Annotated in this window: 31 protein-coding genes; 8 read left to right on the top strand and 23 right to left on the bottom strand. The window is 66.0% G+C overall.

Annotated elements, in window-relative coordinates; genetic code table 11:
• Positions 1–25: 25 nt before the first annotated feature.
• On the bottom strand, positions 26–364 hold the full coding sequence (locus BSQ44_RS00765) for a P-II family nitrogen regulator (RefSeq protein ID WP_072601484.1): 339 nt from the start codon (positions 362–364) through the stop codon (positions 26–28).
• 227 nt (positions 365–591) lie between these two features.
• Positions 592–1,458 carry an acyl-CoA thioesterase gene (locus BSQ44_RS00760; RefSeq protein ID WP_072601483.1) on the bottom strand — a complete coding sequence of 289 codons (867 nt, stop codon included), beginning with the start codon at positions 1,456–1,458 and terminating at the stop codon, positions 592–594.
• 115 nt (positions 1,459–1,573) lie between these two features.
• Between BSQ44_RS00760 and BSQ44_RS00755 the strand changes: the two genes are divergently transcribed.
• The 3 genes from BSQ44_RS00755 to BSQ44_RS00745 all read left to right on the top strand — a co-directional run bounded on the left by BSQ44_RS00755 (position 1,574) and on the right by BSQ44_RS00745 (position 4,617).
• Positions 1,574–2,821: a ubiquinone biosynthesis hydroxylase gene (locus BSQ44_RS00755; RefSeq protein WP_072601482.1), complete on the top strand. Its 1,248-nt coding sequence runs from the start codon at positions 1,574–1,576 to the stop codon at positions 2,819–2,821.
• 97 nt (positions 2,822–2,918) lie between these two features.
• Positions 2,919–3,344 (top strand): OsmC family protein, encoded by a 426-nt coding sequence (locus BSQ44_RS00750; RefSeq protein ID WP_072601481.1) that lies wholly within the window; start codon positions 2,919–2,921, stop codon positions 3,342–3,344.
• A gap of 151 nt (positions 3,345–3,495) precedes the next feature.
• A complete protein-coding gene (locus BSQ44_RS00745) occupies positions 3,496–4,617 on the top strand; it encodes a Glu/Leu/Phe/Val family dehydrogenase (RefSeq protein ID WP_083534308.1) in 1,122 nt (373 codons plus the stop codon).
• 53 nt (positions 4,618–4,670) lie between these two features.
• Here the strand turns inward: BSQ44_RS00745 and msrA are convergent, their stop codons facing one another.
• From msrA to BSQ44_RS00690, 11 genes are all read right to left on the bottom strand, one after another.
• On the bottom strand, positions 4,671–5,270 hold the full coding sequence (gene msrA, locus BSQ44_RS00740) for a peptide-methionine (S)-S-oxide reductase MsrA (protein ID WP_072607774.1): 600 nt from the start codon (positions 5,268–5,270) through the stop codon (positions 4,671–4,673).
• A gap of 91 nt (positions 5,271–5,361) precedes the next feature.
• Positions 5,362–5,676: a hypothetical protein gene (locus BSQ44_RS00735; protein ID WP_072601480.1), complete on the bottom strand. Its 315-nt coding sequence runs from the start codon at positions 5,674–5,676 to the stop codon at positions 5,362–5,364.
• 97 nt (positions 5,677–5,773) lie between these two features.
• A complete protein-coding gene (locus BSQ44_RS27800) occupies positions 5,774–6,859 on the bottom strand; it encodes an alpha/beta fold hydrolase (RefSeq protein WP_210187909.1) in 1,086 nt (361 codons plus the stop codon).
• Positions 6,860–6,954: 95 nt separating this feature from the next.
• Complete coding sequence (locus tag BSQ44_RS00725; protein ID WP_072601478.1) at positions 6,955–7,599, bottom strand: YceH family protein; 645 nt, start codon at positions 7,597–7,599, stop codon at positions 6,955–6,957.
• A 41-nt stretch (positions 7,600–7,640) separates the two neighbouring features.
• Positions 7,641–8,465, bottom strand: coding sequence for a nucleotidyltransferase domain-containing protein (locus BSQ44_RS00720; protein WP_083534305.1), 825 nt, complete (start codon positions 8,463–8,465; stop codon positions 7,641–7,643).
• Positions 8,465–9,244: a succinate dehydrogenase iron-sulfur subunit gene (locus tag BSQ44_RS00715; RefSeq protein ID WP_072601477.1), complete on the bottom strand. Its 780-nt coding sequence runs from the start codon at positions 9,242–9,244 to the stop codon at positions 8,465–8,467. The genes BSQ44_RS00720 and BSQ44_RS00715 overlap by 1 nt, the downstream gene beginning before the upstream one ends.
• Before the next feature lie 12 nt (positions 9,245–9,256).
• The gene (gene sdhA, locus BSQ44_RS00710) at positions 9,257–11,086 is read right to left on the bottom strand and encodes a succinate dehydrogenase flavoprotein subunit (protein ID WP_072601476.1); all 1,830 of its coding nucleotides are present in this window, start codon (positions 11,084–11,086) and stop codon (positions 9,257–9,259) included.
• 7 nt (positions 11,087–11,093) lie between these two features.
• A complete protein-coding gene (gene sdhD / locus BSQ44_RS00705; protein WP_072601475.1) occupies positions 11,094–11,477 on the bottom strand; it encodes a succinate dehydrogenase, hydrophobic membrane anchor protein in 384 nt (127 codons plus the stop codon).
• Between the two features lie 2 nt (positions 11,478–11,479).
• Positions 11,480–11,893, bottom strand: coding sequence for a succinate dehydrogenase, cytochrome b556 subunit (gene sdhC / locus BSQ44_RS00700; RefSeq protein ID WP_072601474.1), 414 nt, complete (start codon positions 11,891–11,893; stop codon positions 11,480–11,482).
• Between the two features lie 201 nt (positions 11,894–12,094).
• Positions 12,095–12,439, bottom strand: a complete 345-nt coding sequence (locus BSQ44_RS00695; protein WP_072601473.1) for a hypothetical protein — start codon at positions 12,437–12,439, stop codon at positions 12,095–12,097.
• Positions 12,440–12,515: 76 nt separating this feature from the next.
• On the bottom strand, positions 12,516–12,992 hold the full coding sequence (locus tag BSQ44_RS00690; protein WP_072601472.1) for a GNAT family N-acetyltransferase: 477 nt from the start codon (positions 12,990–12,992) through the stop codon (positions 12,516–12,518).
• A gap of 137 nt (positions 12,993–13,129) precedes the next feature.
• Here BSQ44_RS00690 and BSQ44_RS00685 point away from each other — a divergent pair, with 137 nt between their 5' ends.
• From BSQ44_RS00685 to BSQ44_RS00675, 3 genes are all read left to right on the top strand, one after another.
• Complete coding sequence (locus BSQ44_RS00685; RefSeq protein WP_072601471.1) at positions 13,130–13,507, top strand: hypothetical protein; 378 nt, start codon at positions 13,130–13,132, stop codon at positions 13,505–13,507.
• 95 nt (positions 13,508–13,602) lie between these two features.
• Positions 13,603–14,937, top strand: coding sequence for a hypothetical protein (locus tag BSQ44_RS00680; RefSeq protein WP_072601470.1), 1,335 nt, complete (start codon positions 13,603–13,605; stop codon positions 14,935–14,937).
• Between the two features lie 68 nt (positions 14,938–15,005).
• Positions 15,006–15,788, top strand: a complete 783-nt coding sequence (locus BSQ44_RS00675) for a COG3904 family protein (protein WP_072601469.1) — start codon at positions 15,006–15,008, stop codon at positions 15,786–15,788.
• A 15-nt stretch (positions 15,789–15,803) separates the two neighbouring features.
• Here BSQ44_RS00675 and BSQ44_RS00670 read toward each other — a convergent pair whose 3' ends face one another.
• From BSQ44_RS00670 to BSQ44_RS00635, 9 genes are all read right to left on the bottom strand, one after another.
• Positions 15,804–17,003 (bottom strand): GGDEF domain-containing protein, encoded by a 1,200-nt coding sequence (locus tag BSQ44_RS00670; RefSeq protein WP_072601468.1) that lies wholly within the window; start codon positions 17,001–17,003, stop codon positions 15,804–15,806.
• Between the two features lie 162 nt (positions 17,004–17,165).
• Positions 17,166–18,575: a 3-isopropylmalate dehydratase large subunit gene (gene leuC, locus BSQ44_RS00665; RefSeq protein ID WP_072601467.1), complete on the bottom strand. Its 1,410-nt coding sequence runs from the start codon at positions 18,573–18,575 to the stop codon at positions 17,166–17,168.
• Positions 18,576–18,631: 56 nt separating this feature from the next.
• The gene (locus tag BSQ44_RS27740; RefSeq protein ID WP_114579902.1) at positions 18,632–18,754 is read right to left on the bottom strand and encodes a hypothetical protein; all 123 of its coding nucleotides are present in this window, start codon (positions 18,752–18,754) and stop codon (positions 18,632–18,634) included.
• Between the two features lie 46 nt (positions 18,755–18,800).
• Positions 18,801–19,355, bottom strand: coding sequence for an MgtC/SapB family protein (locus BSQ44_RS00660; protein WP_083534930.1), 555 nt, complete (start codon positions 19,353–19,355; stop codon positions 18,801–18,803).
• A 56-nt stretch (positions 19,356–19,411) separates the two neighbouring features.
• Complete coding sequence (locus BSQ44_RS00655; RefSeq protein WP_072601465.1) at positions 19,412–19,705, bottom strand: putative quinol monooxygenase; 294 nt, start codon at positions 19,703–19,705, stop codon at positions 19,412–19,414.
• 120 nt (positions 19,706–19,825) lie between these two features.
• A complete protein-coding gene (locus BSQ44_RS00650) occupies positions 19,826–20,452 on the bottom strand; it encodes a class I SAM-dependent DNA methyltransferase (RefSeq protein WP_072601464.1) in 627 nt (208 codons plus the stop codon).
• Positions 20,449–21,294 (bottom strand): amino acid ABC transporter permease, encoded by an 846-nt coding sequence (locus tag BSQ44_RS00645; RefSeq protein ID WP_072601463.1) that lies wholly within the window; start codon positions 21,292–21,294, stop codon positions 20,449–20,451. Before BSQ44_RS00645 ends, BSQ44_RS00650 begins: the two co-directional genes overlap by 4 nt.
• Positions 21,291–22,082, bottom strand: a complete 792-nt coding sequence (locus tag BSQ44_RS00640; protein WP_072607772.1) for a transporter substrate-binding domain-containing protein — start codon at positions 22,080–22,082, stop codon at positions 21,291–21,293. The genes BSQ44_RS00645 and BSQ44_RS00640 overlap by 4 nt, the downstream gene beginning before the upstream one ends.
• A 136-nt stretch (positions 22,083–22,218) precedes the next feature.
• Positions 22,219–23,586, bottom strand: a complete 1,368-nt coding sequence (locus BSQ44_RS00635) for an FAD-dependent oxidoreductase (protein ID WP_072601462.1) — start codon at positions 23,584–23,586, stop codon at positions 22,219–22,221.
• Between the two features lie 244 nt (positions 23,587–23,830).
• Here BSQ44_RS00635 and BSQ44_RS00630 point away from each other — a divergent pair, with 244 nt between their 5' ends.
• Positions 23,831–24,265: a pseudoazurin gene (locus BSQ44_RS00630; protein WP_072601461.1), complete on the top strand. Its 435-nt coding sequence runs from the start codon at positions 23,831–23,833 to the stop codon at positions 24,263–24,265.
• Between the two features lie 48 nt (positions 24,266–24,313).
• Here BSQ44_RS00630 and BSQ44_RS00625 read toward each other — a convergent pair whose 3' ends face one another.
• A complete protein-coding gene (locus BSQ44_RS00625) occupies positions 24,314–24,667 on the bottom strand; it encodes a YbaN family protein (protein WP_072601460.1) in 354 nt (117 codons plus the stop codon).
• A gap of 279 nt (positions 24,668–24,946) precedes the next feature.
• On the opposite strand from BSQ44_RS00625, the gene BSQ44_RS00620 reads away from it, so the two are divergent.
• A complete protein-coding gene (locus BSQ44_RS00620; RefSeq protein WP_157894478.1) occupies positions 24,947–25,924 on the top strand; it encodes a DUF3421 domain-containing protein in 978 nt (325 codons plus the stop codon).
• Positions 25,925–26,019 lie beyond the last annotated feature (95 nt).

Genomic DNA, 26,019 nt, shown 5'->3' with positions numbered 1-26,019 from the left:
TGTCTCCTTGAAATCGAATTGGCTCTCAAAGCGCGTCGACATCGGTCTCGCCGGTGCGGATGCGCACGGCCTGATCGATCCCGTAGACGAAGATCTTGCCGTCGCCGATCTGGCCGGTCTTGGCGGCTCCGCTGATCGCGTCGACGGCCTTGTCGACCATGTCGCCACCGACGGCGACCTCGATCTTGATCTTGGGCAGGAAGCTCACCGCATATTCGGCTCCGCGGTAGATTTCGGTATGCCCCTTCTGACGCCCGTAGCCTTTGACTTCGGTGACGGTCAGGCCCTGGATCCCGACGGCGGTGAGCGCCTCGCGCACCTCGTCGAGCTTGAAAGGCTTGATGATAGCCATCACGATCTTCATAAGGTTTCACCCTCTTTTCTTGCGGGTCCCCCGCGTTACGTGACACCGCCGGCACGCCTAGGCAGCCAGAGCGTGCCCAAGGTGATTCAAGCTCCGTGCCAGTTCGGGCGAGAAGGGGTTAACCTGCTGGAATCCATAGGCGATGGCGCAGCCCGGTCACGCATCTATGTCGCGCTGCACAATGGATTGGGTTAACAAATATGCAAAAAAAGCGAAATGCCTAAATATTAGGCACGCGTCCTCACCCGGATCAGCCCTTCCTGAGCCACCGATGCGACCAGCGTGCCGTTGCGCGAATAGAGCGCGCCGCGGGTGAAACCCCTCGAGCCGGAGGACGACGGGCTGTCCTGCGTGTAGAGGAGCCAGTCGTCGAGCGGATCGCGACGGTGGAACCACATGGCGTGGTCGAGGCTCGCCACCTGCAGGTCGGGATCGAAGATCGCCCGGCCATGGGCGAAGGTCGCCGTGTCGAGCAGCGTCATGTCCGAAAGGTAGGCCAGCACCGCCGACTGCACCGGCCATTGCGCCGGCACGGGCCCCGTCGTCCTGATCCAGACGCTCTGACGGGGCGGCAGCTTGTCCCGGCTGACATAGTGCTCCAGGTGGACCGGCTTGATCTCCAGCGGCCTCTCGCGTGCCCAGAAGCGTCGGATGTTTTCTGGAACCTCGGGTGTCGTCTCCAGGAGTTCGCGCTGGCTTTTCAGTTCGTCCGGGAAAGGCACGTCCGCCGGTATCTCGACCTGGTGGTCCAGCCCGTCCTCCAGGACCTGGAACGAAGCTTCCAGCGAGAAGATCGCCTTGCCGTGCTGGACCGCCACGACGCGGCGGGTGGTGAAGGAGCCGCCGTCGCGGATGCGGTCGACCTCGTAGACGATCGGTACCTGTGTGTCGCCGGGCCGCATGAAGTAGCCGTGCAGCGAATGGACGTGCCGGTCGGGGTCGACGGTGCGCTGCGCCGCGACCAGCGCCTGGCCTATGGTCTGGCCGCCGAACACCCGCTGCCAGGTCGTCTGGGGGCTGCGACCTCGAAACAGGTTGTGCTCCAGGTGCTCCAGGTCGAGAATGCGGAGGAGTTCCTGCATGGCTGAAGACATGGTGCTTTGGCCCCTCTCGCGCTGGCGCCGGCTTGCCGGGAGGCCGGTTTCGGACAGTTAGGCAGGATAAGTCAAGCGGCCGGCGGCCGCATCGCTGCGGGAGCGGAGTACGAGGATGCCGGAAGAGATGCAGGACAATGTCGATATCGTCGTGGCGGGCGCGGGGTATGTCGGTCTCGCCACCGCGGTTTCCATCGTGCAGGCGCGGCCCGACCTGAAGATCACGGTCGTGGATGCGGCGCCCGCCGGCGTCTGGGAGCGCGACGCCCGCGCCTCGGCGATCGCCGCCGCTGGCCGGCGCATGCTCGAACAGCTCGGCTGCTGGTCGCAGATGGAGCCATCCGCGCAGCCGATCATGGACATGATCGTCACCGATTCCCGCACCACCGACCCGGTGCGGCCTGTCTTCCTCACCTTCGACGGCGAGGTGAAGGAAGGAGAACCCTTCGCGCACATGGTTCCCAACCGGGCGATGAACGCGGCGCTGCGGCGCCGCGCCGGCGAACTGGGCATCGCCATCGTCGAAGGCGTGGCCGTGGACCATTTCGACGTGGACGGCGCATCGGTGACGGTCGCGCTCGCCGACGGCGGTTCCATCGAGGCGCGGCTGCTGGTCGCCGCGGACGGGGTGAAGTCGCGCCTGCGCCAGATGGCGGGCATCAAGACCGTGCACTGGGATTACGGGCAGTCGGGCATCGTCTGCACTGTCGCGCACGAGCGGCCGCACGAAGGGCGCGCGGAGGAGCATTTCCTGCCGGCCGGTCCCTTCGCCATCCTTCCGCTCAAGCCCGACGAGAAGGGCAACAATCGCTCCTCGATCGTCTGGACCGAGCGCACCGAGGTGGCCGACCGCCTGGTGGCGGAGGACGACATCGTGTTCGAGACGGAACTGGAACTTCGCTTCGGCCTCAAGCTCGGCGAGATACGTGTCGACGGTCCGCGCAAGGCGTGGCCGCTGGGGCTGACGCTCGCGCGCGAATTCGTCGCCCCCCGCTTCGCGCTCGCGGGCGATGCCGCGCACGGCATCCACCCGATCGCCGGGCAGGGGCTTAATCTCGGCCTGAAGGACGCCGCCGCTTTGGCCCAGGTCGTCGTGGAGGCCGACCGCCTTGGCGAGGATATCGGCGCCATCGATGTGCTCGATCGCTACACCCGCTGGCGCCGTTTCGACACCGTCCAGATGGGCATCACCACCGACGTGCTGAACCGCATGTTCTCCAACGACTTCGCACCGCTGCGCACGATCCGCGACGTTGGGCTCGGCATGGTCGACCGCATGCCGTGGCTGAAGGAGTTCTTCATCCGGCAGGCCGCTGGCCTCGCGGGGCCCGCCCCGAACCTGCTGCGCGGCGAGCCGATCTGATGTCGGCACACCGGTAACGGAAACTTGTCGGATCGCGACCGGCCGCCAAGGTATTGTCGTCAGACGCAATCCAACATCACGACAATGGAGATTCTGCATGGACCGCTCAGCCACCGCCACCTGGGAGGGAAACCTCAAGGAAGGGACCGGAACCTTCAGTTCGCAGAGCGGCGCGCTCAGCGGGCTCGCCTATTCATTCAAATCGCGCTTCGAGGACGAGAGCGGCAAGGCCGGCAGCAATCCGGAAGAGCTGATCGCCGCCGCCCACGCCGGCTGCTTCGCCATGCAGCTGTCGCACTTCCTGGCCGAGAACGGCACGCCGGCCGATAAGCTCGACGCCAAGGCGGTCGTGACCCTGGTGCCGGGCACCGGCATTACCGGCAGCGCGCTGACCCTGACCGGGACCGTTCCGGGCATCGACGAGGCAAAGTTCAAGGAACTCGCCGACAAGGCCAAGGCGGAATGCCCCGTTTCGAAGGCTCTCGGCGCCATCAACGTGACGCTGGACGCGCGTCTCGCCTGAAAGCGCTTCAACGTATTCGGCCCGATTCTGGCGCCACGGCGCCTGAATCCGCAATGGAAGCTCGCCGGCCCGGCCATCTTCGAAAGGAAAGATCGGCCGGTTCGACCTATATCTGAAGCATCGTTTCAAAGATCTCGGGAGGATCCGAAAGATGCTTCAATCCACCGAACCCCGCAAGGTCAGGGTGCCCGGTCGTCAATCGTCGCTTTCCCTTGAAGACATCACCGCGCAGGCGGAAGGCCTGCCGGATTTCGACGGACACGAGCAGATCTGGCTCGGCCGCGACGACAGTCGCGGGCTCACGGCGATCGTGGCAATCCACGACACCTCACTCGGACCGGCATTGGGCGGCACCCGCGTGTGGCCCCACGAGAGCTTCGAGGCAGGGCTGACGGATGCGTTGCGGCTGTCGCGCGGCATGACCTACAAGTCCGCCATCGCCGGGCTCGACCTCGGCGGAGGCAAGGCGGTGATCATCGCCGATTCGAAGACGCAGAAGACGCCCGAACTGCTCGAGGCCTATTCGGAGATGTTGCGGGCGCTCGACGGCCAGTTCTACACTGGAGAGGATGTCGGGCTGACGCTGGAGGATGCGGATTTCCTTCGCGCCCGTACGCCGAACGTGACCGGCACGACCAGCGGCGGCAGCGGCAATCCCTCTCCCGTGACCGCGCACGGCGTTTTCCTCGGCATCAAGGCCGCGCTTGCCCATCGTCGCGGCAAGGACCGGCTGGCGGGTATCCGCGTCGCGATCCAGGGCCTCGGCTCCGTCGGATGGTCGTTGGCGAAAAAGCTCAGGAAGGAAGGCGCGTTCATCACTGTTTCGGACATCGATCCGGCACGCGCGCAGAAGGCGGTCGACCGTCTGGGCGCCCAGTCGCTGATGGGCGATGCGATCCTGGAGGCGGACGTCGACATTCTCGCCCCTTGCGCGCTCGGCGGAATTCTGTCGCGGGAGACGATCCCGCTGCTGAAGGCCTCGATTATCGCCGGTGCGGCCAACAACCAGCTGGCGACGGACAGGGACGACAATCTGCTCGGGGAGCGGGGCATCCTCTATGCGCCGGATTACGTCATCAATGCCGGCGGCCTGATGAACGTTGCCGCCGAACTTGCGCCTGGCGGCTATGACGCGGACGCGACCATGAAGCGGGTCGAAAGGATACCGGAAGTGCTGACGGCCATCTTCCGGCGCGCCGAGGCAGAGGGGCGCACGACCGAGGAGGTCGCGGAGGCGATTGCGAAGGAAAGGCTCGGCCGCGGCCGTAGCTGAAAACAGATGGCGAACGCCGGTAACCGGCGATCGCCATCGCGTCAGCGGATGGATCAGTGCGAGGGAACGCCCTCGTACGCCGCCTTGCCCCACACCTCCTCGACGCGCGCGTTGCGGCCGCAGGCGAAGCGGTAGTAGCGATACTTGAGCGGGTTCTTCTTGTAGTAATCCTGATGGTAGCCCTCGGCCGGCCAGAACGGCCCGGCGGCTTCGATCGGGGTCACGACCTTCTTGCCAAGCGACTGCTGCGCATCGGCCTTCGCCTTCTCGGCTGCCGCCTTCTGCCCGTCGCCGTTCACGTAGACGGCGGTCGTGTAGGCATGTCCGCGGTCGCAGAACTGGCCCCCGGGGTCCGTCGGGTCGACGGTGTGGAAGAAGACGTCGACCAGCGTTTCGTAGTCCACCCTGGCCGGATCATATTCGATCCGGACTACCTCCCGGTGGCCTTCATGGTTCGGGTAGGTCGGGTTCTCGAGCGTCCCGCCGGAATATCCCGATGTCGTCGAGACGACCCCTGGAACCTTGTCGAAATCCGATTCCACGCACCAGAAGCAGCCGCCGGCGAAGATGGCGGTCTCGGTCTGCTGGGCCATGGCGGGCGAAAGCAACCCGCCGGCGAGGATGAATGAAGCTGCGACGAGGCTGCGAAACATCGATTTCTTCTCCATTTTCCGGAGAAATAGTCCAGCGGCGCAGCGTTTCAAAATCAAGCCGTGACACGCTTGCGTGAGCGTACGACCGGCGTCAACCGTACGCCCCGCGCGTGCCGGACCGGCTATCGAGCCATTCGCGGATCTTCTTCGAATTGCCGTCGAATGCGCGCTCCTTGAGTTCCTCGTAGACGGTCGAGCAGTACATAGCGTCGCCGCCCGCCAGTCTCTGCGACGTCGCGGAGTCCTCGCAGCCCAGATAGATGACTTTCAGCCTCTCGACGGACATTGTTTCGGCGTGGTGGCCCGCCTCGCCGGCATAGGCGGCAGGGACGAGCAGCAAGACGGATGCGATGGCGCATGAGACGAGTGCTGGGGATGAGAGTTGCTGGCGGACCTTCGCGATCATGGTGATTCTCCCGGCAGGCCGGTGATACGGCGTGAGGAGAGACTCTATTCCCGCGCCGCCATGCCCCGCATGAGGCGGATGTCCCGGCTGGCGCGGGTTATCGGCCGGTCTGGCGGTTCCCGGCGGGGACTCCGGTCCTGGAGGCGTCAGGCTTGTCCCCTAGTCCGGCCTCGCGCGCCACGACGATCGCTTGTGCCCGGGTGGTGACTCCGAGCTTGTCGAAGATCGCCGTAACATGATTGCGTACGGTCTTTTCGCTGATGCCCAGCTCCCCGCCGATCGCATGATTATCGAGCCCGTCGGCAAGAAGGTCGAGCACTCCACGCTCCCGCGGCGTCAGTGCGAAATCGTCGATCGCTGCGTCCGATGCGGGTAGGAAATCATCGAGTGCCTGAAGGAACGTGCTCCACGCAGGTTCGTCGGCAAGCAGGAAGTGATTGGGACTGTCCAGCTGGAGAAAACGGGCGTCCGGGATGATCTGCGCGAGCCGCCGCCCTTCTTCGATCGGCGCCACCGCGTCGCGATCGGGATGGGCGACGAGTGTCGGACAGGCAATTCTTGCCGCAGAGTCGCTCACGTCGATATCGAACATGATCCGCGTCAGTGCCGCGGCATTGGCCGGCGACGTCGCCCGGCGCTGCAGCTCGCACCACGAGCGAAGGTGCTCCATCGAACCTTCGGGCTGAAATTGCGTAGCAAAGGATCGCATGAAGGCGGAATCCTCCTGTCCCCAGCCAAGCTCGAGCATGTCGAGCATCACCTTCGCCTTCTCCGGCTCGAGCGGGATGGACGAGCGCCGGTTCCGCCCCCTCGCGTATGTGCCATAAAGGACGAGGTGGCTGACACGCCCGGGATGCCTTCCGGCAAAGTCGATGGCGACCGCCCCGCCTTGGCAGGCTCCGATGAGGGGAAAGTGGTGAAGTTCCAGCCTGTCGGCGAGAGCGGCGAAGTCCTTTACCCAGGCGTCGAAGGAGAGGTCCGAGACATCCCGGTCGGACAGGCCGCAGCCGCGCGGATCGTAACGGATCAACGTATGGCGGGATGTGAGTGCCTCCAGCCATGGCTGCCAGGCCACGCTCCGACCCTGGTATTCGAGGTGGGTCAGCCAGCTCGGCATCAGCACGACCGGAGGACCGCTCCCGCTCACCGCATAGGCGATCTGGGCGCCGTCGAAACTTCTCACGTATCGCACCTGTTGACCCGGCATCGCATCCGCTCGTCGGCTGGTGGCGTTCGCCAATCTAGCGCGCCAACCGCGAAGATGATACCCGCCGGGCTTCAGCGGCCCGCCGACAGCGCCTCCACCTGCGCCCTGAGTTCGGCAAGCTGCTCTTCGAGGGCGGCGACGCGGGCTTCGAGTTCGGATTGCGGGGCGGAAGGAGAATGCGGGGCGGCTGCCCGCGGCGCCACGGTGACGGGCCCGCTCAGGAGATGCGCATAGCGGTCCTCGCGCTGGCCGGGGCCGCGCGGGACCAGGTGCACCAGCGGGAACTTGCGGCCGATCAGGAGGTCCATATCGGACAGGAGCTCCTCGACCGACGCGTAGCGCGCCATGCGCTCGCTGCGCGACAGGAGTTCGTAGGCCGTCTGCGGCCCGCGCAGCATCATCAGGCCGAGCAGTGAGGTCTGGCCGCGCGTCAGCGAAAAACGCTGGCCGAGCAGATGCTCGAAACGCTCCACGCGCGACCCCGAGACCTGGCGCACGAGGCCCTTGTCCTGCAGCGACTTGAAGGCGCGGTGGATGTCGGCTGCGTCCAGGCTCATCACTGGCTCGCGCGCCGTCTTCTGGTTCGCCGCCGACAGCATGGCGTTGAGCGTCAGCGGATAGACGTCCGGCGTCAGCTCCTTCTTCTCGATCAGCGAGCCCAGCACGCGGGCTTCGATGGCGTTGAGGAGGGGGAGGTCGGAGGCGGGGGTGTCCATGGGCCGTTATGTGGCAAAGGCGGAGGCGTCGAGCAAGAGGCTCAGGCTGGCGATAGACGTTCTGTCCAGTTGCGCCAGAAGTCGTCGGCAGCGCGTTCGCCCGCCTCCGTGTCCTTTTCCGCGGGCGCTTCCCTGAAATCTTCCATATCGCGCAATGTGCCGGAGATGAATTCGTGTATCGACCCCGGTATCTTGCCCGTGCCGAGTTCGCGCGTCGTCCGCTTCCGCTCCAGCAGGTCACTGATGTCTTGGCGAACATCCGCGGAAAGATCGACACCGTCCAACAGCAAGCCGAAGTTCATGGGCGCTACTGCCGCATCAGGTCGTGCTGACAGCCATCTCAGCGCCATGAGGGGCCTGAGGACATAGAGCAGCTTCTTGAGTGCCACCTCGCCATCCGGATTGTCCAAAAAGCGCACGGACTGGCCTTCGGCGAGATGGAAGTAGTGCCGCGCCACCAGGCTTCTGTCGGCAACGTCTTCGGCGAGATCGAGAAACCCGGCCCGGAACTCGGGGTGTTCGCGGTAGGCAAATGGTGAGGTGAGCCACTCTATGATCACCGCGTTGCCACGGATGAGAAGACGAAGCGCTTTCGAAAGCTCCCAGCCGCCGACGTCGATCAGGCTCGACAGCGGGTGTTCGATCACGTCGCGTCGCGGGAACAGCGTGAACGTTTCCGTCGCCGGCCGAAGGTAGACGAACCGGCAATCGTAGTCGCTGTCCGGCGACGGAAACCCCCAGGCCCTGCTGCCACTCTCGATTGCCAACGGAATGGCAACGCCATTATCTGCGGCGAGGCGGTCAAGGATGTCCTGGATTTCAGCGACCGCTCCACCCTCCATGTCGGGGGGCAGAACGTGGTTCATCACACGGCCCGTTCCACCATCATCTTCTTGATCTCGGCGATCGCCTTGGCTGGGTTCAGGCCCTTGGGGCAGGCCTGCGTGCAGTTCATGATCGTGTGGCAGCGATAAAGCCGGAAGGGATCTTCGAGATTGTCCAGCCGCTCTCCGGTCGCCTCGTCGCGGCTGTCGATCAGCCAGCGATAGGCCTGCAGCAGCACGGCGGGGCCGAGATAGCGCTCGCCGTTCCACCAGTAGCTCGGGCAGGAGGTCTGGCAGCAGAAGCACAGGATGCATTCGTAGAGCCCGTCCAGCTTCTGCCGGTCTTCGTGGCTCTGCAGCCACTCCTTGGCCGGCTCGGGCGAGACGGTCTTCAGGTACGGCTCGATCGACGTGAGCTGCGCATAGGGCACCGTGAGGTCGGGCACGAGATCCTTGACTACCGGCATGTGCGGCAGCGGGTAGACCCTCACCGCGCCGTCGATCTCGTCCATGCCCTTGGTGCAGGCCAGGGTGTTGGTGCCGTCGATGTTCATGGCGCAGGAGCCGCAGATGCCCTCGCGGCAGGAGCGGCGCAAGGTCAGCGTAGGATCGACCTTGTTCTTTATCCACAGGAGCGCGTCTAGCACCATCGGCCCGCAATCGTCCATGTCGACATGATAGGTGTCGACGCGCGGGTTCTGGTCGTCGTCCGGCGACCAGCGGTAAATCCGGTACTCGCGCACATTCGTCGCGCCTTCCGGCTTCGGCCAGGTTTTGCCCGGATTGATCTTGGAGTTTTTTGGGAGGGTGAGTTCGACCATGATGATCCTTCCTCAGTACACCCGCGCCTTGGGCGCGATCTTGGCGAGGCTGATGCCGCCGTCGCTTTCCGGCAGCATCGTGTCGGTGTGTACCGGCCGATAGTCGAGCCGCACCTCGCCCGCCTCGTTCACCCAGGACAACGTGTGCTTGCGCCAGTCCACGTCGTCGCGGCTGTCGAAATCCTCGCGGGCGTGCGCGCCGCGGCTCTCCTTGCGGGCCTCCGCGCCGTAGACGGTGGTGATGGCGCAGGCCATCAGGTTCTCGAGTTCCAGCGTCTCGACCAGATCGGAGTTCCAGATCATCGAGCGGTCGGTGACCTTGAGGTCGGCGAGTTCGCTCCAGACCTGCGAGATGCGCTCGCAGCCGCTTTCCAGCGTCTCCTGGGTGCGGAAGACGGCGGCGTCCTCCTGCATCGCCTTCTGCATCTTCTCGCGCAGCACGGCCGTCGGCGTGGAGCCGTCGGCGTGGCGGATGCGGTCGAAGCGCTCCATGATCCGGTCGACCGCCGCCTCGTCGATCGAAGGGATCGGCGCGGCCCTGTCGACGACTTCGCCGGCGCGGATCGCGGCGGCGCGGCCGAAGACGACGAGGTCGATCAGCGAGTTGGAGCCGAGGCGGTTGGCGCCGTGGACGGAGGCGCAGCCGGCCTCGCCGACGGCCATCAGGCCCGGCGCGACCCGGTCCGGTTCGGCCTCGGTCGGGTTCAGCACTTCGCCCCAGTAGTTGGTGGGGATGCCGCCCATGTTGTAATGCACCGTCGGCAGCACCGGGATCGGCTCCTTGGTCACGTCGACGCCAGCGAAGATTTTCGCCGATTCGGAGATTCCGGGCAGACGCTCGTGCAGCACGGCCGGGTCCAGGTGGTCGAGGTGCAGGAAGATGTGATCCTTCTCCTTGCCCACGCCGCGGCCCTCGCGGATCTCCATGGTCATGCAGCGCGAGACGACGTCGCGCGAGGCGAGGTCCTTGGCCGAGGGCGCATAGCGCTCCATGAAGCGCTCGCCTTCGGAGTTGACGAGATAGCCGCCCTCGCCGCGCGCACCTTCTGTGATCAGGCAGCCGGCGCCGTAGATGCCGGTCGGGTGGAACTGTACGAATTCCATGTCCTGCAGGGGCAGTCCGGCACGCGCGATCATGCCGTTGCCGTCGCCCGTGCAGGTATGGGCCGAGGTGGCGGAGAAGTATGCGCGTCCGTAGCCGCCTGTCGCCAGCACCACCATCTTGGCGGCGAAGCGGTGGATCGTGCCGTCGTCGAGGTTCCAGGCGACAACGCCGGTGCAGACCCCGTCCGTCATGATCAGGTCGAGCGCGAAATACTCGATGAAGAATTGGGCGTTGTTCTTGATCGATTGGCCGTAGAGCGTGTGCAGGATGGCGTGGCCGGTGCGGTCGGCCGCCGCGCAGGTGCGCTGCACGGGCGGGCCGTCGCCGAAGTTCTGCATGTGGCCGCCGAAGGGCCGCTGGTAGATTTTGCCCTCCTCGGTGCGCGAGAACGGCACGCCGTAGTGCTCAAGCTCGTAGACGGCGGCTGGCGCCTCGCGGGCGAGGTATTCCATGGCGTCCACGTCGCCCAGCCAGTCGGAGCCCTTCACGGTGTCGTAGAGGTGCCACTGCCAGTGGTCGGGGCCCATGTTCTGCAGGGAGGCGGCGATGCCGCCCTGCGCGGCCACCGTGTGCGAGCGCGTCGGGAAGACCTTGGTGATGCAGGCGGTCTTCAGCCCCTGCTCGGCCATGCCGAGTGTGGCACGCAGTCCAGCGCCGCCGGCGCCGACCACCACGACGTCGAACTTGTGATCGACGAAGGTATAGGCCTTGCCGTTCGAAGATGTTGCCTTGGCCATGGGAGCGTCAGCCTCCGAATGCGATCTTGAGCAGAGCGAAAAGGCAGGCTCCGCCGACGACGAGAACGAAGAAGAGATTTAGCATCAGGAGCGCGAGCTTGAGCCCCTCGCCGTGGATGTAGTCGGCGATGATCTCTTCCATGCCCGACCGCATGTGGTCGAGCGTGATGACGACGAACAGTCCGAGCAGGATCGCCACGACCGGGTGGGCGAGCGTCGCTCGGGTTTCGAGATACCCCGAGCCGAATGTCGAAAGCACCAGCCAGATGGCGAAGAGGCTGAGCGGGACCAGCGCGACAGACGTGACGCGCACGCGCCAGAAATGTGCCGTTCCGCCCCTGGACGAACCGAGGCCGCGAACCTTGCGCAGCGGTGTCTGCATGTCGGCCATCGTCACGCTCCCATCACGAAGACGGCGATCCAGGTGAGCAGCGTCAGCGCCAGCGAACCGGCGAGCGTCGCCCAGGCGAGCGTCGTCGCCGTGTGCTTGTCCATCGCGTAGCCGGTGTCCCAGAGAAGATGCCGCATGCCGCCGAGCAGATGGTGCCAGAGAGCCCAGGTGAAGCCGATCAGTACGAGGATGCCGATCCAGGATCCCATGACGCCCTGCGCGATGCCGAAAGCGTCTTCCGATGTCGACGCGGCTACCAGCCACCACGCGACCATAAGCATGCCGAAATAGAGCGCGCCGCCAGTAATGCGGTGCACGATCGACATCATCATCGTCGGGATCGGCTTGTAGATCGAAAGGTGCGGCGAGAGCGGACGTGGCTTCATGCCGGGACGGGTGGCTGTCGAGTTGCTCATGGCTCCCCCAGTTCGGACGGCGCGGCCGGATGCATGAAAATGCTCTGCCAGCGGCCTATGGATGGCGCTTTCTAGAGCGCTTTTCGCACCGCGTCAAAGCCGCAAAAAGCTTGGCCGGCCTGATATTTAATCGCCGCCGCGCTTCAATCGTTTGAACCGGACGGGCACTCCGTCGCCGACGGTCCGCCGGGTGGGCGCATATCAGCGCAGGCAGGTGCCCGGCTCCTCGCCTGCCTTCATCCACAAGGCCTCGCCGTCCTCCAGGACGAGTGCATAGGCACCCGATCCGTAGCGGGCGCGCGAGCCGGTGGGCGACGCGGGCAGTTCGACCGGCTGACCCGTCTCGTCGGTGACCACCACGGAAGTCCCGCGGTTTTCGATCACCACGTCCGAGCCGTTTTCGCAATGATAGCGCTTCACCGTCGGCGTGTACGCCGCCGGTGACACCGACGGCCGACCGGGGCCGCCGTCGACGCAGGCGGACAAGGACAGGATCACGGGAAGCACCAGGACAAGACCGGCGGGCAGGAACGAATCACGAGGCATCTGAGGCGGACAGTAGGGGCCAACCGGCCGCCGAATCAACGGACAGGCCGGCTGACCCAGCGGGAGGCATTCGAACCTACTTGCCGTCGAAGCGGATGACGTAGCTCGTCCAGTCGGCGGGTGCGGCGATCTGCTCGTAGAGCTTCCTGCCGTCCTCGGGCTGGCGCGGCGCGTTCAGGATGAGCCTCGTCCAGCCGCGCTCCTCGGCCTGGTCGGCGAGCACGTCCACCATCGCCTTGGCGATCCCCTTGTTGCGGTGATCGTGGTGGACGTAGATGTGGTCGCAGGCGCCGCAACGCATGCCCGACACCGGCTCGGGCAGGTCGGTGAAGATGGCGAAGCCGACGAGTTCGCCGTTCATGCGCGCGCCGAGCACCTCGGCCGTCCGGTCCTGCAACAGCGATTCCGCGTAGTACTGGTCGGGCCGGCGCGGCGCACCGCGCTTCAGCGCCTGGGCATAGGCCGCCAGCAACGGCGCGAAGTCGAGGGCATCGTTGAGACGCAGCAGGGCGATCTCGACGGCGGGCTGTGGTGTCGCGGTCTGTTTGGTCATCCGGCTTCCTTTGAGGATATTAACCATGTCTGTCAATTGCCTGCCGGCATCCGGCACCTTCCCCGGTGACATTGGTTAAGAAAGCGTTAAGTTCTGGCTCGAGGAGGCTCGAAGCCTGGAAGGAAAGGATACGAGCCATGCGCTTGAAACTGAAAACCATCATCGGCGGACTTTGCGGCGTCGTTCTGGCGGCGACGGCCGGGTCCCTCGCGACGTCGACCGCGGCGCTTGCCGGCGGACTTCACGATCACGTCTACGCCGACAGCTTTGGCAACCTGATCATCCGCAGCCCGGGCGGCTACAAGCGGATCGTGGTCGGGCAGGGCCACCTCGCGCAGGAACTGGCGGCCTACACGAGGACCGGCAGCGCAGACGTCGTCTACCTCGACGAGGCCGACGAGGCATACGGTTACGAGCGGCCGTGCCGTGCCCCCGGCGTGCTCGTCCACGGGCGCAGCTACATGTACGGGCTGGCCGACAACGTGGTGCCCGTCCTGCGGCATCCCTGCCGGTAGGACGGAGCCGCGCCGGCCCTCTTTTCGACACCTCTCCCGCCGTTTTTTCGCCGGGGGAAAAGGTTAACGAAGGATGAACCGGAGCCGGAGATCGCATGAGTGACGCCGCGACAGCCCGCCGCCTGAAGGACCACTCCGCGTCGCTCGAGACGATGACGCGGTTCGTGCTCGCCACGCTCGCGCTGGCGTCGGGCGTCTACACTTATCTCGGCGTGCGCAGCCTGCTGGACGGAACCGCCGCGATCGTGTTCTTCGCGGCGGTCGTCTACTCGGCGGCGGTCTCGGTCGGCATCTACGGCTTCTGGACCTACCTCATGCGTTTCCTGCCGGAGATGCGAGACGGTTCCTCGCGCATGGCGCTGCTCGGCATCATGGCGCTGGGTTCGGCGATGATCATCGCCATGTCGTCCTGGCTCAACGCCGCGGCACTGGCGGGTTCGGCCGCCGTCGAGCAGCATCTCGCCGAGACGCTGGAGGACTATACGGCCGATCTCGACCAGGCCAACACCAATGCGTTGGGGGCGCTGTCGCTGCTGCCCGACATCCAGCGCGCGGAAGAGCGATTCGCGCGGCTTGCCGACGACGAGCGCAGTTCCGGGGCGCTGACGGGCACCTCGGGCTCAGGCAGCGTCGTCCAGCTCCTCACGCAGATGTCGGCGCAGATGCGCGAACTCGAAGCCAACATCCGCGCAACGCAGGAGGAGGTCGCGCAACTCTTCCAAGAGGGCCAGGAACGGCTGGCCGCCATGCGCGGCCTCGTCTCCGAATCGGGCGCCATCGCTCCCCGCTCGGACCGGTTCGCCGAGGAGGCCGTGGCGCTTGCCGGCGTGATCGCCTCGCTCGAACAGACATCGATCGCGCCGTCGGTCGCGCGCGCCGCGGCGGACCTTTCCGGCGGGTTCATCGCACCGGTCGCCGACGGCAGCACCGCCGATCTCGCCGGGCGCCAGGACCAGGTGATGGCCACGATCCGCGCTTCGGTCGATGCGCAGTCGAAGGCTCTGTCGGACGCCGCCGCCGAGATCCTAGCCCAGCCCAAGGTCGCCGAGCGGCGCTACGTGCCCCTTTCCTCGGCCGAGGCCGTGCTGCGTTACGCCGGCGACTTCATTCCGAGCTGGGCCGGCGCCATCTCGATCGATCTCCTGCCCGGCGTGCTCGTCGCCATCATGGGCGTCGTTCAGGGCGCCATCCGGCGCGGTGACGAACATCTCGCCGATGCCGACCGGGTCACCGCCGCGGACATGCTGCGCTCGCTCGAACTCCACGACGCCTTGGTGGCGCGTCGCGCCGCCGTCGCGCCGCCCGCTGAAACCCCCGTGGCGGCTCCAAACGAGGCAGAGCCGGCCGCCGCGCCGATACCCAGCCGCCAGTCCGCTGGCGAGAACGTCACTCCCATTCCCTTTTCCGAACGCAAGAGGCAGGACCCGTGAGCGCCAAAGACGCAGACCTGGCCGGCAGTCCGGCGATCCCTCGAGAGGCGGGGGGCGGAAACGCCGTGATGCGCTATTTCGCCCGTTTCGACGAGGGCGAAGTGATACGCTGGGCGTTCCGCGGATTGCTCGCCGGAGCCATCGGCGTGCTGGTCTTCGATTTTCAGGACCTGTGGGGCAACCAGCCGCTGTTTTCCAGCGAACCGACCAGTCACCTGGCCGCGCCGGCGGTGCTGCCCCCAGCGGTTACCGTCAGCGGCGGCGAGGGCGCTTCGCTTACGGTCGACCCACGTGATAACCTCACCACCGACGAGACGGCGCTCCGCGCCCCGGTTGCGTTCACCTTGCGGCCCGGCGGAGTGCTCGCCGTCGAGGGCTACATCGACAACGGGTCGAAGGCGCGTTTCGAAACCGAACTCGCCGCGCGCGGCGAATACGTCGAGACGGTCTCGCTGAATTCGCCCGGCGGGTCGCTGGACGACGCCATCGGAATGGCGACGCTGATCCGCGAGCGCGGCCTTGCCACCACGGTCGAGGACGGCGCACTGTGCGCTTCCTCGTGCCCGCTGATCCTCGCTGGCGGAACGAACCGGACGATCAGCGCCAAGGCCGCCGTCGGGGTGCACCAGTTTTATTCCGTCAGCGCCGATCCCGGCAATCCGGCCCAGGCAATGGCCGACGCGCAGGCGACCACCGCGCGCATCTCGCGCCATCTCGCCGCCATGGGCGTCGACGCGGCGCTCTGGTTGCATGCGCTCGATACCCCGCCGCGCTCGCTCTACTATCTGTCCGCCGACCAGATGCGCGACTACGGTCTCGCCACCGGCAACGCGCAGGTCGCGGCGAAGTAGGGGTAGGCAGACCTTTCAGCCGTCCCGAAGGGCGCGCCGCTCCTCGGAGCCGCCGGAAAAGTAGGGACGTGCGACCCGCACGCAGTCCCGTCCGGCGTCCTTGGCCTCGTAGAGGGCCAGATCGGCGCGGCGCAGCATGTCCGAGAGCGTATCGGTCCGGGTGAGCTCCGCGACGCCGAAGCTGGCCGTCGGCCGAAGATCGGTTGGCGCCCCCTCGATTGCCGCCGCGGCGAACGCGCTGCGGATCCCCTCCGCGAACAGCCGCGCCGAGGCACCGTCGACACCGGGCAGGATGACGGCGAATTCCTCGCCGCCGATTCGTCCGGCGATGTGGTTTTCCGAGACTGCATCGTGCAGCTGTTTGGCGAATGCCGAAATCACCTTGTCGCCGACCGCATGCCCGAAGCGGTCGTTCACCGACTTGAAGTGGTCGAGGTCGCAGATGACGATGGATGCCGGCAGTTTCGGCGTCGCCAGGCGCTGTGCGATCGTCCGCGCCCGCTGCTCAAAGCCACGCCGGTTGAGCAGCCCGGTGAGAGGATCCGTCTCCGATCTGACCGTTGCCTCGGCCAGAACGTCGCGCAAGAGGATCACGAGCATCATCAGGCCCACTGCCACGATCAGCACAGCGCCCATCGATTGCGACAGCACGGCATAAAAGGTGTCGACATAGGCCTGCGGCCGGTCACCGGTCCCGAAGGCGACTGCCAGATAGGGCTTGACGAGGAACTGCAGTCCGCTGACCGCGAGCAGCACGCCCAGCGCCTTGTCGAGCGGGCGCGGCGATTTGGCGCGCGCCACGATCCAGGCGCCGACCATCTGCATCAGGAAGTACGGAAATTGGTAGAGCACGTCGCGCACGGGCGACGTGCGCGGCATGTCGTAGATCGCGAGGTTCAGCGGCAGCGAAACGGCGAGGATGCCCAGCAGCAGCGTCCACGGGATCGGCTGGCGGTAGGCCCGCGCCAGGCCGGCATCGAAGAGCGCGAACGCCGTGATCGACAGGGCAAAGGAGGCGAAGACGAAAAAGCGCGCGTCGTCTGCGACTGCGATCAGCCACTCCGCACCGAAGCTCGCCATGCCCAGGAGGAAGCCCGCGACGATCCAGCGGGCAGGTCGGGAAACCTTCTCGTACGTTGCCGCCCATGCGAACGCGCTCGCAAAGAGCCCCGCCACCAAAATGTTGATGGCAAGGATGTATCCGGCCTGACTCATCGTGGTTCCCACACCTATCAGTAAGGACTAATAGGGCAGGGAGACCAAAAACTCGTTAATCCGCCTCATCCAGACGGATCGGCAGGAAAGCCGACGCCAAAACGAACCCGATCATGCGCGTGAGAAAGCGGGAGGCCGCCGAGATGGCGGCCTGCCTGATCGTCACTTCCAGTCGCGGATGTCCACGAAGCGGCCGGCGATCGCGGCGGCGGCCGCCATGGCCGGCGATACGAGATGGGTGCGGCCCTTGAAGCCCTGCCGGCCCTCGAAGTTCCGGTTAGAGGTGGAGGCGCACCGTTCCTGCGGCTTCAGCCGGTCGTCGTTCATGGCCAGGCACATGGAGCAGCCCGGTTCGCGCCAGTCGAAACCGGCATCCTTGAAGATCCGGTCGAGACCCTCCTTCTCCGCCTGCGCCTTCACCAGGCCGGAGCCCGGCACGACCATGGCATCCACGCGCGGATCGACCTTGCGGCCTTCGGCGATCTTTGCCGCGGCGCGCAGGTCCTCGATGCGGCCGTTGGTGCAAGAGCCGATGAAGACCCGGTCGAGCTGGATGTCGGTGATCTTCGTGCCCGGCTGGAGGCCCATGTATTCCAAGGCGCGGCGCTTCGAGTTGCGCTTGTTCTCGTCCGCGATGTCATCGGGGTTTGGCACGACGCCGGTCACCGAGATCACGTCCTCGGGCGAGGAGCCCCAGGTCACCACGGGCGGCAGTTCCGCCGCGTTGAGCACGACGACCTTGTCGAAATGCGCGCCTTCGTCGGTCTTCAACGTTTCCCAATAGGCCTTGGCCATGTCCCAGGCGGCGCCGGTCGGCGCCTTGGGCCGGCCATTGATGTACTCGTAGGTCTTCTCGTCGGGGGCGATCAAGCCGGCGCGCGCGCCGCCCTCGATCGACATGTTGCAGACCGTCATCCTGCCTTCCATTGACAGCGAGCGGATCGCCTCGCCGGCATACTCGATGACGTATCCCGTGCCGCCGGCGGTGCCGATCTCGCCGATAATGGCCAGGATGATGTCCTTGGCGGTGACGCCTTCCGGCAGCTGGCCGTCGACGCGCACCAGCATGTTCTTGGCCTTGTTCTGGATCAGCGTCTGGGTGGCGAGCACGTGCTCCACCTCGGACGTGCCTATGCCGTGCGCCAGCGCCCCGAAGGCGCCATGCGTGGAGGTGTGGCTGTCGCCGCAGACGATCGTCATGCCGGGCAGGGTGAAGCCCTGCTCGGGTCCGATGATGTGGACGATGCCCTGCCGCATGTCGGCGGCGTCGTAATACTCGATGCCGAAATCGGCGGCGTTCGTGGCGAGCGCATCGACCTGGATGCGGCTTTCCTCGTTCTTGATGCCGAACTTGCGGTCCGGCGAGGTCGGCACATTGTGGTCGACGACGGCGAGCGTCTTTTCGGGGTGGCGAACCTGGCGCCCGGCCATGCGCAGGCCTTCGAAGGCCTGGGGGCTGGTCACCTCGTGCACGAGGTGCCGGTCGATGTAGAGCAGGCAGGTACCGTCTTCCTGGCGGTCGACGACGTGGTCGTCGAATATCTTGTCGTAGAGCGTGCGTGGTGCGGTCATTGTACTGTTCCGGTGAAGCGTATCGAACGGGAATCGGCGCGGCGATCGCGCCGTCGTCAGGCGGGACGAAGTCGCGCGTTCAGCGGTCCCGAGATGCGCGCGAAAAAGCGCGCCGGCAGGCGCTTCCGGTCCTGCAGGACGAACCGCTTGTAGGTCGGGTCGCCGAAAAGTGCTTCCATGGCCCGTCACATAGCAACATTGGGGGCCGCCAGCAAATGGTTCGCGTCAGCGCTTGGGCTTCCTGCTCCCGGCCGCCGGCCGCTCCGTCTCGCCGCGCGACGGTCCGTTGAGGCCGTCGCCTTCTTCCTTCATGTTGAGCTTCTTCTCCACCAGGCGCAGAAGCACGAGAACGATCAGCGCCAGCACCGTCGCATAGACCGCGATGCTCCAGTATCCGAGCCCGCAGGCAAGCCCGATCGCACCCGCAAGCCACATGCCTGCGCCCGTGGTCAGCCCATGGATCTCGCCTTTCGCAAAGACAATCAGGCCCGCCGCCAGAAAGGCTACCCCCGCGGTCACGGCTTCGATCAGGCGGATCGGGTCGATGCGGACGTTCTCGCCGTCGAAATAGCTGGAATGGGTGATTTCGATCGACAGGATGGCCACGATCGCCGCGGCGAGGCAGACCAGTATGTGCGTGCGCAGCCCCGCCGGCCGTTCCCGCCACTCGCGCTCGAACCCGACCATGCCTCCGAGGACAGCGGCCAGGGCCAGTCTCCCGGCGATCACGGAGAAGGGGAGCCATGTCGTGTGGCCGATGTCGTCGAGTAGTTCTTGCATCATGAACCTGCGCGAGTAGGCAAATTGCCGGGAAAGCGCCGAGTTCCCCGGCAGGCTCAGGTCGGGGGAAATATCTCGGAGCCGGTAACGACGTCGACGCCGGCAAGCAAACCCTCCGTCGCTGCGAAGAAGCCCTTCGAGCCGGCGCCTGCGTTGTGAGCCTCCATCGCGGCACGGTCCGCGAAGCGCTCGTGGGTGACGAAGACGCCTGGCGTGTCGCCGGCGGTGACGAAGAAGGAAAGGGTGCGCGGCTCGTTCTTCGCCGCGAAGTCGCCGACCTCAACCAGGGCCGCCCGCACTACGTCTTCCGCTCCTGGCTTGCAGCGGATGGTGGCAGTGAGCGTGATCATCGGTGGATGCCTTCGGCAGGATCGCGGAGATGCGGCCAGTATGCACGGTCCGGGCCGCGGGGAAATCCCCTCGAACTTCGCGGGGACTTCCAATGCCGAAATGAGGGCCAGCGACGGAGGTCAGGAAACCCGAAAGACGAATGCCTTCACCAATACCTCCGGTTCCGCGATGGCGAAGGCGCGGAACGGCGGGCTCTCCTCGACGGAGCGCCACTTCCCCGACGCTTCCAGGTCGGAGAACCTGGCGAGGAAGCCGGCCGTTTCGAGAATGCTGTCGCGAACCGTGAGGATGACGTGGCCGCCCGGTCTCGTGATCCTCACGATCTCGTCGACCGCGGTCGCCGGCGCATGCCCCTCGGTGAAGACGCCGGTGGAGAACACCGCCCGGAAATGGCCGTCCTGCCACGGGAGGTCCTTGCCGAGCTCCGCTTGTTTGAGAGCCGTATAGGCTCCTCGGCTTTCCGCGATGCGCAGCATGTCGGCCGACAGGTCGAGCCCTTCGATGGCCTCATGGCCGAGCGCCTTGAGGTACGGCCCGGTCAGGCCGGTCCCGCAGCCGACGTCGAGCAACGGCCCGTCGCCCTTCGCGACGTGGCGGGTGACCCAGCTCGTGATCAGGAAGGGAAGGCAGTAGCCGAGTTCCGCCGTCTCGCGGTCATAGCTTGCCGCCCAGGCGGCATAGGCGTCGGCCAGTTCTTCCGGTGTGCTCGCGGCATAGACGAGATCGAGGGCGCGTTTGTCGTTCATGACGATCCTTTCAATTCCTGGGCGCGCCGCAGCCGCCTTTCCAGCGCCCGCAGTGCCAGCGACAGGCCGACGGTGAGGAGCAGATAGACATATGCGACGATCGAATAGGTCTCAAAGAAGCGGAAGGAACCGGATGCGTAGATCTTGCCCATCTGGGTGATGTCGGCGACGCCCAGTACCGAGACCAGCGAACTGTCCTTCACCATGGCGACAAAGTCGTTGCCGAGCGGCGGCAGGATGATGCGGACCGCCTGCGGCAGCACCACCAGCCGGAACCGCTGGAACGGCGAGAGGCCGAGCGCCTTGGCGGCCTCGACCTGCCCTGCGTCGACCGACTGGATGCCGGCGCGGAAGACTTCGGCGATGAACGCCGAATAGCCGATCGTCAGTGCGATGATCGCGCGCCACAGGAGAGACACGTCGCGCACCATCAGCGGCTCGACGATGCCTGCCCGGTGCAGGGGCGCGGCCAGGAAATTCCAGCCGGCGACGAGCGCCGGTGCGCCGACGAAGGCGATCCAGAACAGGAGCACCAGTATCGGAATGCCGCGGACAATCTCGACGTAGAAGCGCGCGACCTGCCGCAGCGCGACCGATCCGGAGAGCGCCATTAGCGCGATCCCGAGGCCGATCAGGCAGGCGAGCGCGAACCCCACGACGGTGACGAAGATCGTGATGCCGATGCCTTTCGCCACCACGCCGAAGACCTGCGAATAGAGATCGCTGGCGGCGATGGCCAGGGCGGCCGCCACCGCGATCAGGGTGGCAGCGGCCAGCCAGTAGGGAAACTCCTTGCCGGAGGCGGACTTCGGCTGTGCGGCCGGATCGGTGGCCGGCGTCACTCGCCCATCTTGTAGTCGAGGAACCACTTCCGGTTCAGGGCGTCCAGCGTGCCGTCGGCGCGCATGGCAGCGATCGCCGCGTTGATCGGCGCCACGAGTTCGGATCCCCTGGGGAAGATGAAGCCGAAATCCTCAGTCCCGAGCGGCGCGCCGACCAGCTTCAGGGCGCCGTCCGAGGCATCGACATAGCCCTGCCCGGCCGTTCCGTCGGTCAGCACCACGTCGACGTCGCCGGTCCTCAGCGCCTGCACCGATGCGCCGAAGGTCTCGAACAGCTTGATGCGCGGATTGGCCTCGTCGCCGTCCAGGACGTCGTAGACCGCCACGTAGAACGGCGTCGTGCCGGCCTGCGCGCCGACCAGCCCCTTGTCGAAGACCGCGAAGGATTTGGCGTCGTCGAAGCGGTTTTCGTCGCCGCGCACGAGCATGAACATCTCCGAGCGCATGTAGGGGTCTGAGAAGTCGACCTTTTCCTTGCGGTCTTCCTTGATGGTGATGCCCGTCATGCCGAGATCGTACTGGCCGTCGGAAACGGCCTGGATCATCGCGTCCCAGCTGGTGTTCTGGTAGCTGACGTCGAAATTCAGCCGCTTGGCGATCTCGTTCATCGCGTCGTACTCCCAGCCGATCTGCTCGCCCGTCTTCGGGTCGACGAACTGCAGCGGCGGGTAGGCGTTCTCGGTCACCACCACCACGTCGCGCCCGTCGAGGTCGGGCAGCGCTTGCGCGATCGCGGCAAACGGAGAAAGCGCGGCGGCGAGGATGGCGGCGAAGAGCGGTCTGGTGATGTTCGTCACGGCGGGTCTCCTGAAAAACGGGCGCTTGCGAGAAGGGGCGGAACCTGGCCCCGAGCTTACCCCGCCTGCGCCGGGGCGCAAGCCGTGAAGGCGGTGGAACGACCGCGCTCCGCCGGTGCCCTGGGCTTCAGTGGATCCGGACGCCCTGGCGTTCGAGCTCCGCCTGGACCGCCGCCAGGTCGACCTCCGCCACGTCGCGGCCCGTCTTCACCGCCAGTGCGGCCGCCACGCCGGCGCCCTGTCCGGCCACGGCGCAGCAGGCCATGTTGCGCGTCGCGGCATGCGCGATGCGGTCGCCGCCGATGGCGCGGCCGGCGACCAGAAGCCCCTTGACCTTCTTCGGCAGCATGGCGCGGAAGGGGATGTGCATGTAGCGCCCGGTCGTGGGCAGGATCAGCACGCCGTAGCCGTCGATGAACTCCGGATAGATGCCGATCGTATCCTCGAACCGGCCCTGGTTGCGCGCATCCGCCTCGGTCAAGTTGTAGACGGCGTCGATCTTGCGCGTATCCCTGATGCCGATGCTCATGCCGAAGTTGCGCAGCCGGACGCCGTCGCAGCCCGGCATGAAGCGCCGGAGCGCCTCGACGGCAAGCATGGCCTGCCGCCTGCCTTCAATTTCGCCGCGCGTCATGCTGTCGGGATCGGTCCCGTCGACGCCGGCGAGGTGGACGAGGTTCATGTAGGTCAGTTCGCCGCTGTCGTGCACGGCGCCCCAGGTGCCGGCGATGGTGCTGAGATGCGCCGGGATCAGCCCCTCCTCGATCGCCTTGCGGAACGGCTTTTTGAGGAAGGGCGAGAACATGTCGTCCTCCTTACCGTCGGTCTCGACCGTCCATTCCCCCGTCGACCAGTCCTTGTAGGTCTGCGGATCGGCCTTCACCTCGGCCATGAAGGCCTTCTTGTCGACGCCCGCGAGGTGGAACATGACACTCGCGGCCTGCATCTCCTCGACCGGCGTCTTCACGGTCGGGGCACCGGCGCGGTGGGCGACGTCAGCATCGCCGGTCGCGTCGATCACCACCTTGGCCATGATCGCCTCGCGCCCCGCCTTGGATTCCACGATGATCCCGGCCACCCGGTCACCGTCCATGACGGGCGCGACGAAGCTTCGGTGCAGCATGGGATGGATGCCGGCCTCCTCGACCAGCCGGTCGGCGACGAGCTTGAAGCCCTCGCTGTCGATCTCGTAGCTGAGCGACTGGCTCTCGGGCACCGCCGCGCCCATTTGCCGGGCGCGCTCCTCGAACTCGCGTCCGATGCCGTTCGCCTCGACGGTTGCCTCGTGGCGGTACCAGGCAAAACCCTCCACACCCACCACGGTGATGTTGCCGCCGAAGCAGCCAAAGCGCTCCACGAGCGCCACCTGCGCTCCGGCCCGCGCTGCCGCCAGAGCTGCTGCCAACCCGCCGGGGCCGGCACCGACGACGAGCACGTCCGTCGCGTGAACGATGTCTGTCCGGCGGGCGGGTTCGATGATCGATCCTGACGGCAATGGAACCTCGTGGGATGGGGCGGACGGCGGGATTCGGATCGCACGATAGAATGCCGGCTCACGAACCGCACGCCGAAAAGCGTCGCCGCGAGGCGCGCCGGGATGGTTCGTCCCCCGCGCTGTCCTTTCCTTGCGCACCAGCTTGGCCATTTGACCGAGCGCAAACCCGACGGGCGGCTTCTTCGCTATGCCCTGCCTCCGGCGGCGCACGCCCATGCGCTGAGACACGAGAGGACTCGAGAACATGAAGAGACTGATTGCAATCCTGGCGGTCGGCGCGGCCGTGACCATCGCCGGCGCGGTTCAGGCTGCCGAGCACGAGATCAAAATGCTCAACAAGGGAGCCAAGGGGGCCATGGTCTTCGAGCCGGATTTCCTGCGAGCGGAACCGGGCGACACGCTCCATTTCGTGGCCGTCGACAAGGGCCACAACGCCGAGACCATCAAGGGCATGATCCCCGAGGGTGCGCAGCCCTTCAAGGGCAAGACCAACGAGGAGATCTCGGTCACGCTCGACGAGGAGGGCATCTACGGCGTCAAGTGCATGCCGCATTACGGCATGGGCATGGTGCTTCTGGTCCAGGTCGGAACCGCGGCGAACCTCGAAGCGGCGAAGGCCGTCAAGCAGACCGGCAAGGCCAAGAAGACCTTTGCGGAGCTGTTCGAGCAGGTCGAATAGAGGCGGGCGGGCGGCAGGTCACCGGCCTTCGCGAGAAGATCGGTGGCCTCAGGCCTCGCGCCGGGTGAGGATGAAAGTCGCGACCCCGGCGAGAGCGGCAAGCTGGATCGCCAGGATCGTTGCCGATACTCCCGCCAGGATCGAGATGGCGAGGCTGGCGGCCAGCGACGCCATCGCGAGCATCTTGGCCCTGCGCGAGATCGCACCCCGCGTCTTCCATGCGACGATGGGCGGACCGAGCGTCGGGTGGCCCAGGAGCCAGCGGTGAAACCGGTTCGAACTCCTGGCGAACGCCCATGCGGCGAGCAGCAGAAACGGCGTCGCCGGCAGAAGCGGCAGCACCGCGCCGGCGATGCCGAGCCCGACACAGATCACGCCAAAGGAAAGCCAGACATATCTCATCGGCCGCCCCTTTGGGGTTGCGAAGCCGCTCGCGCAACTGCCGGCGGCAGCGTTCGGGAGCAAATGGTTCTGGTGGGAGGGACAGGCAAGGGCGTATGCGGCGAGCGGCATCAGGCCGGGGCGGGTGCCTTCGGAAGCCCTGGAAACAAAGACCTGAATTGGCTTTCGGAAGAGCCGAAAATCCAGTGGCAGTTCACAAAAAATTTACTATAAAAATCGCTGTCGGTCATCCCGGCCGATGCCATCAGACGTGGCTTCTCCATAACATTGGGTCATCAGATGTTCTTCCCGAGGTTGTTCCGGCTGCTGGGGGCGGCCGTCCTTTTCTCCTCGTTGCCTCTGTCCGCAAAGGCCGAGGCAACGCAATACGGCACGGCCGGCCCATGGACGCTCTATCGCGACACCTATGACGGCAAGATCGAGGAGTGCTACGCCACGATGTCGGCCAATTCCGGCACGGGGATGCTCTTCTCCACCCAGCTCAACTCGACCGCGATCGGCTACAAGAGCGCGCACAGCAACGATGATGGAACGGGCAACCAGGTCGAGATCTGGTTCGACAACAACCGCGCCGAATCCCAGTTCGTCGAGATGGGCTATTCGGGCGAATGGCGGGTCTACTCTTCTTCCAATTCGGAACCGGACGGCCTGCTCGATCTCTTTGCCAACGCCAGTTCGGTCAGCTTCGGCCTGACCTTGCCTAGCGGCAGTTTCGAAGTCTCGACCTTCTCGCTCAGCGGCTCCAACCAGATGACCAAGCGAACCTATGCTTGCTTCCAGAACGCGCAGGCTCCCGCTGCGCCCGCCCCGGTTCCCGTCGCCCAGGCAAGCGCGCCGACGGGCTACGGCTGGATCAACTTCCAGCCGGGGCAGCAGGGTCCGCATCTGGTAGCAGCCGGCCAGACGCCCGACGGCTGGCCCGTCTACGTCTGCGGGGCATACATCCAGGGTGGTTTCCACCCGGGGATGGTCCTGCCGTCGAGCGACGTCTGCAGCATCGGCTATGGCGGCGCGGAGCAGAGGGTGACCCAGTTCCAGGTCCTGACCGGCCGCGGCAATTGGAAGTTGCCCTGGGGCGGCAACGTGCCCGACGATGCGATCGAGGGGGGGTATGAAGCCGACGGCCGCAAGCTCTACATCTGCCGCGCGGCCGGCACCGAATTCGCTGGCAAGTACCGCCCGGGCTTCAAGGGATGCAACATCGGCGACGGCGGCAGCGAAGTCACCTACGAGGCCTTCGAGATCCTGACGTTCTAGTCGACGCAGGCTGGGATCGTGTCGGCCGCCCCACAAGGTACTGCCGGGGCGGCCCCGTCGGACCTCAGGCGCCGGCGCACGAAGGCATTCAGCGG

It is taken from the genome of Aquibium oceanicum (assembly GCF_001889605.1).
Lineage (GTDB): Bacteria > Pseudomonadota > Alphaproteobacteria > Rhizobiales > Rhizobiaceae > Aquibium > Aquibium oceanicum.
Note: the sequence above shows the minus strand (reverse complement) of the source record. Positions and strands in the feature narration are given on the sequence as shown.

What these genes read in the sequence shown, in the direction of transcription:
- BSQ44_RS00625 (WP_072601460.1), bottom strand. Translation starts at nt 24,667, where the DNA reads ATGAGATATGTCTGGCTTTCCTTTGGCGTGATCTGTGTCGGGCTCGGC.
- BSQ44_RS00715 (WP_072601477.1), bottom strand. Translation starts at nt 9,244, where the DNA reads ATGGTCGAACTCACCCTCCCAAAAAACTCCAAGATCAATCCGGGCAAA.
- leuC (WP_072601467.1), bottom strand. Translation starts at nt 18,575, where the DNA reads ATGACCGCACCACGCACGCTCTACGACAAGATATTCGACGACCACGTC.
- BSQ44_RS00765 (WP_072601484.1), bottom strand. Translation starts at nt 364, where the DNA reads ATGAAGATCGTGATGGCTATCATCAAGCCTTTCAAGCTCGACGAGGTG.
- BSQ44_RS00735 (WP_072601480.1), bottom strand. Translation starts at nt 5,676, where the DNA reads ATGATCGCGAAGGTCCGCCAGCAACTCTCATCCCCAGCACTCGTCTCA.
- sdhC (WP_072601474.1), bottom strand. Translation starts at nt 11,893, where the DNA reads ATGAGCAACTCGACAGCCACCCGTCCCGGCATGAAGCCACGTCCGCTC.
- BSQ44_RS00620 (WP_157894478.1), top strand. Translation starts at nt 24,947, where the DNA reads ATGTTCTTCCCGAGGTTGTTCCGGCTGCTGGGGGCGGCCGTCCTTTTC.
- BSQ44_RS00685 (WP_072601471.1), top strand. Translation starts at nt 13,130, where the DNA reads ATGCGCTTGAAACTGAAAACCATCATCGGCGGACTTTGCGGCGTCGTT.
- sdhD (WP_072601475.1), bottom strand. Translation starts at nt 11,477, where the DNA reads ATGGCCGACATGCAGACACCGCTGCGCAAGGTTCGCGGCCTCGGTTCG.
- BSQ44_RS00670 (WP_072601468.1), bottom strand. Translation starts at nt 17,003, where the DNA reads ATGAGTCAGGCCGGATACATCCTTGCCATCAACATTTTGGTGGCGGGG.
- BSQ44_RS00660 (WP_083534930.1), bottom strand. Translation starts at nt 19,355, where the DNA reads ATGCAAGAACTACTCGACGACATCGGCCACACGACATGGCTCCCCTTC.
- BSQ44_RS00680 (WP_072601470.1), top strand. Translation starts at nt 13,603, where the DNA reads ATGAGTGACGCCGCGACAGCCCGCCGCCTGAAGGACCACTCCGCGTCG.
- BSQ44_RS00630 (WP_072601461.1), top strand. Translation starts at nt 23,831, where the DNA reads ATGAAGAGACTGATTGCAATCCTGGCGGTCGGCGCGGCCGTGACCATC.
- BSQ44_RS00750 (WP_072601481.1), top strand. Translation starts at nt 2,919, where the DNA reads ATGGACCGCTCAGCCACCGCCACCTGGGAGGGAAACCTCAAGGAAGGG.
- BSQ44_RS00675 (WP_072601469.1), top strand. Translation starts at nt 15,006, where the DNA reads ATGCGCTATTTCGCCCGTTTCGACGAGGGCGAAGTGATACGCTGGGCG.
- sdhA (WP_072601476.1), bottom strand. Translation starts at nt 11,086, where the DNA reads ATGGCCAAGGCAACATCTTCGAACGGCAAGGCCTATACCTTCGTCGAT.
- msrA (WP_072607774.1), bottom strand. Translation starts at nt 5,270, where the DNA reads ATGTTTCGCAGCCTCGTCGCAGCTTCATTCATCCTCGCCGGCGGGTTG.
- BSQ44_RS00655 (WP_072601465.1), bottom strand. Translation starts at nt 19,705, where the DNA reads ATGATCACGCTCACTGCCACCATCCGCTGCAAGCCAGGAGCGGAAGAC.
- BSQ44_RS00720 (WP_083534305.1), bottom strand. Translation starts at nt 8,465, where the DNA reads ATGAACCACGTTCTGCCCCCCGACATGGAGGGTGGAGCGGTCGCTGAA.
- BSQ44_RS00755 (WP_072601482.1), top strand. Translation starts at nt 1,574, where the DNA reads ATGCCGGAAGAGATGCAGGACAATGTCGATATCGTCGTGGCGGGCGCG.
- BSQ44_RS00695 (WP_072601473.1), bottom strand. Translation starts at nt 12,439, where the DNA reads ATGCCTCGTGATTCGTTCCTGCCCGCCGGTCTTGTCCTGGTGCTTCCC.
- BSQ44_RS00760 (WP_072601483.1), bottom strand. Translation starts at nt 1,458, where the DNA reads ATGTCTTCAGCCATGCAGGAACTCCTCCGCATTCTCGACCTGGAGCAC.
- BSQ44_RS00725 (WP_072601478.1), bottom strand. Translation starts at nt 7,599, where the DNA reads ATGGACACCCCCGCCTCCGACCTCCCCCTCCTCAACGCCATCGAAGCC.
- BSQ44_RS00690 (WP_072601472.1), bottom strand. Translation starts at nt 12,992, where the DNA reads ATGACCAAACAGACCGCGACACCACAGCCCGCCGTCGAGATCGCCCTG.
- BSQ44_RS27740 (WP_114579902.1), bottom strand. Translation starts at nt 18,754, where the DNA reads ATGGAAGCACTTTTCGGCGACCCGACCTACAAGCGGTTCGTCCTGCAG.
- BSQ44_RS00745 (WP_083534308.1), top strand. Translation starts at nt 3,496, where the DNA reads ATGCTTCAATCCACCGAACCCCGCAAGGTCAGGGTGCCCGGTCGTCAA.
- BSQ44_RS00650 (WP_072601464.1), bottom strand. Translation starts at nt 20,452, where the DNA reads ATGAACGACAAACGCGCCCTCGATCTCGTCTATGCCGCGAGCACACCG.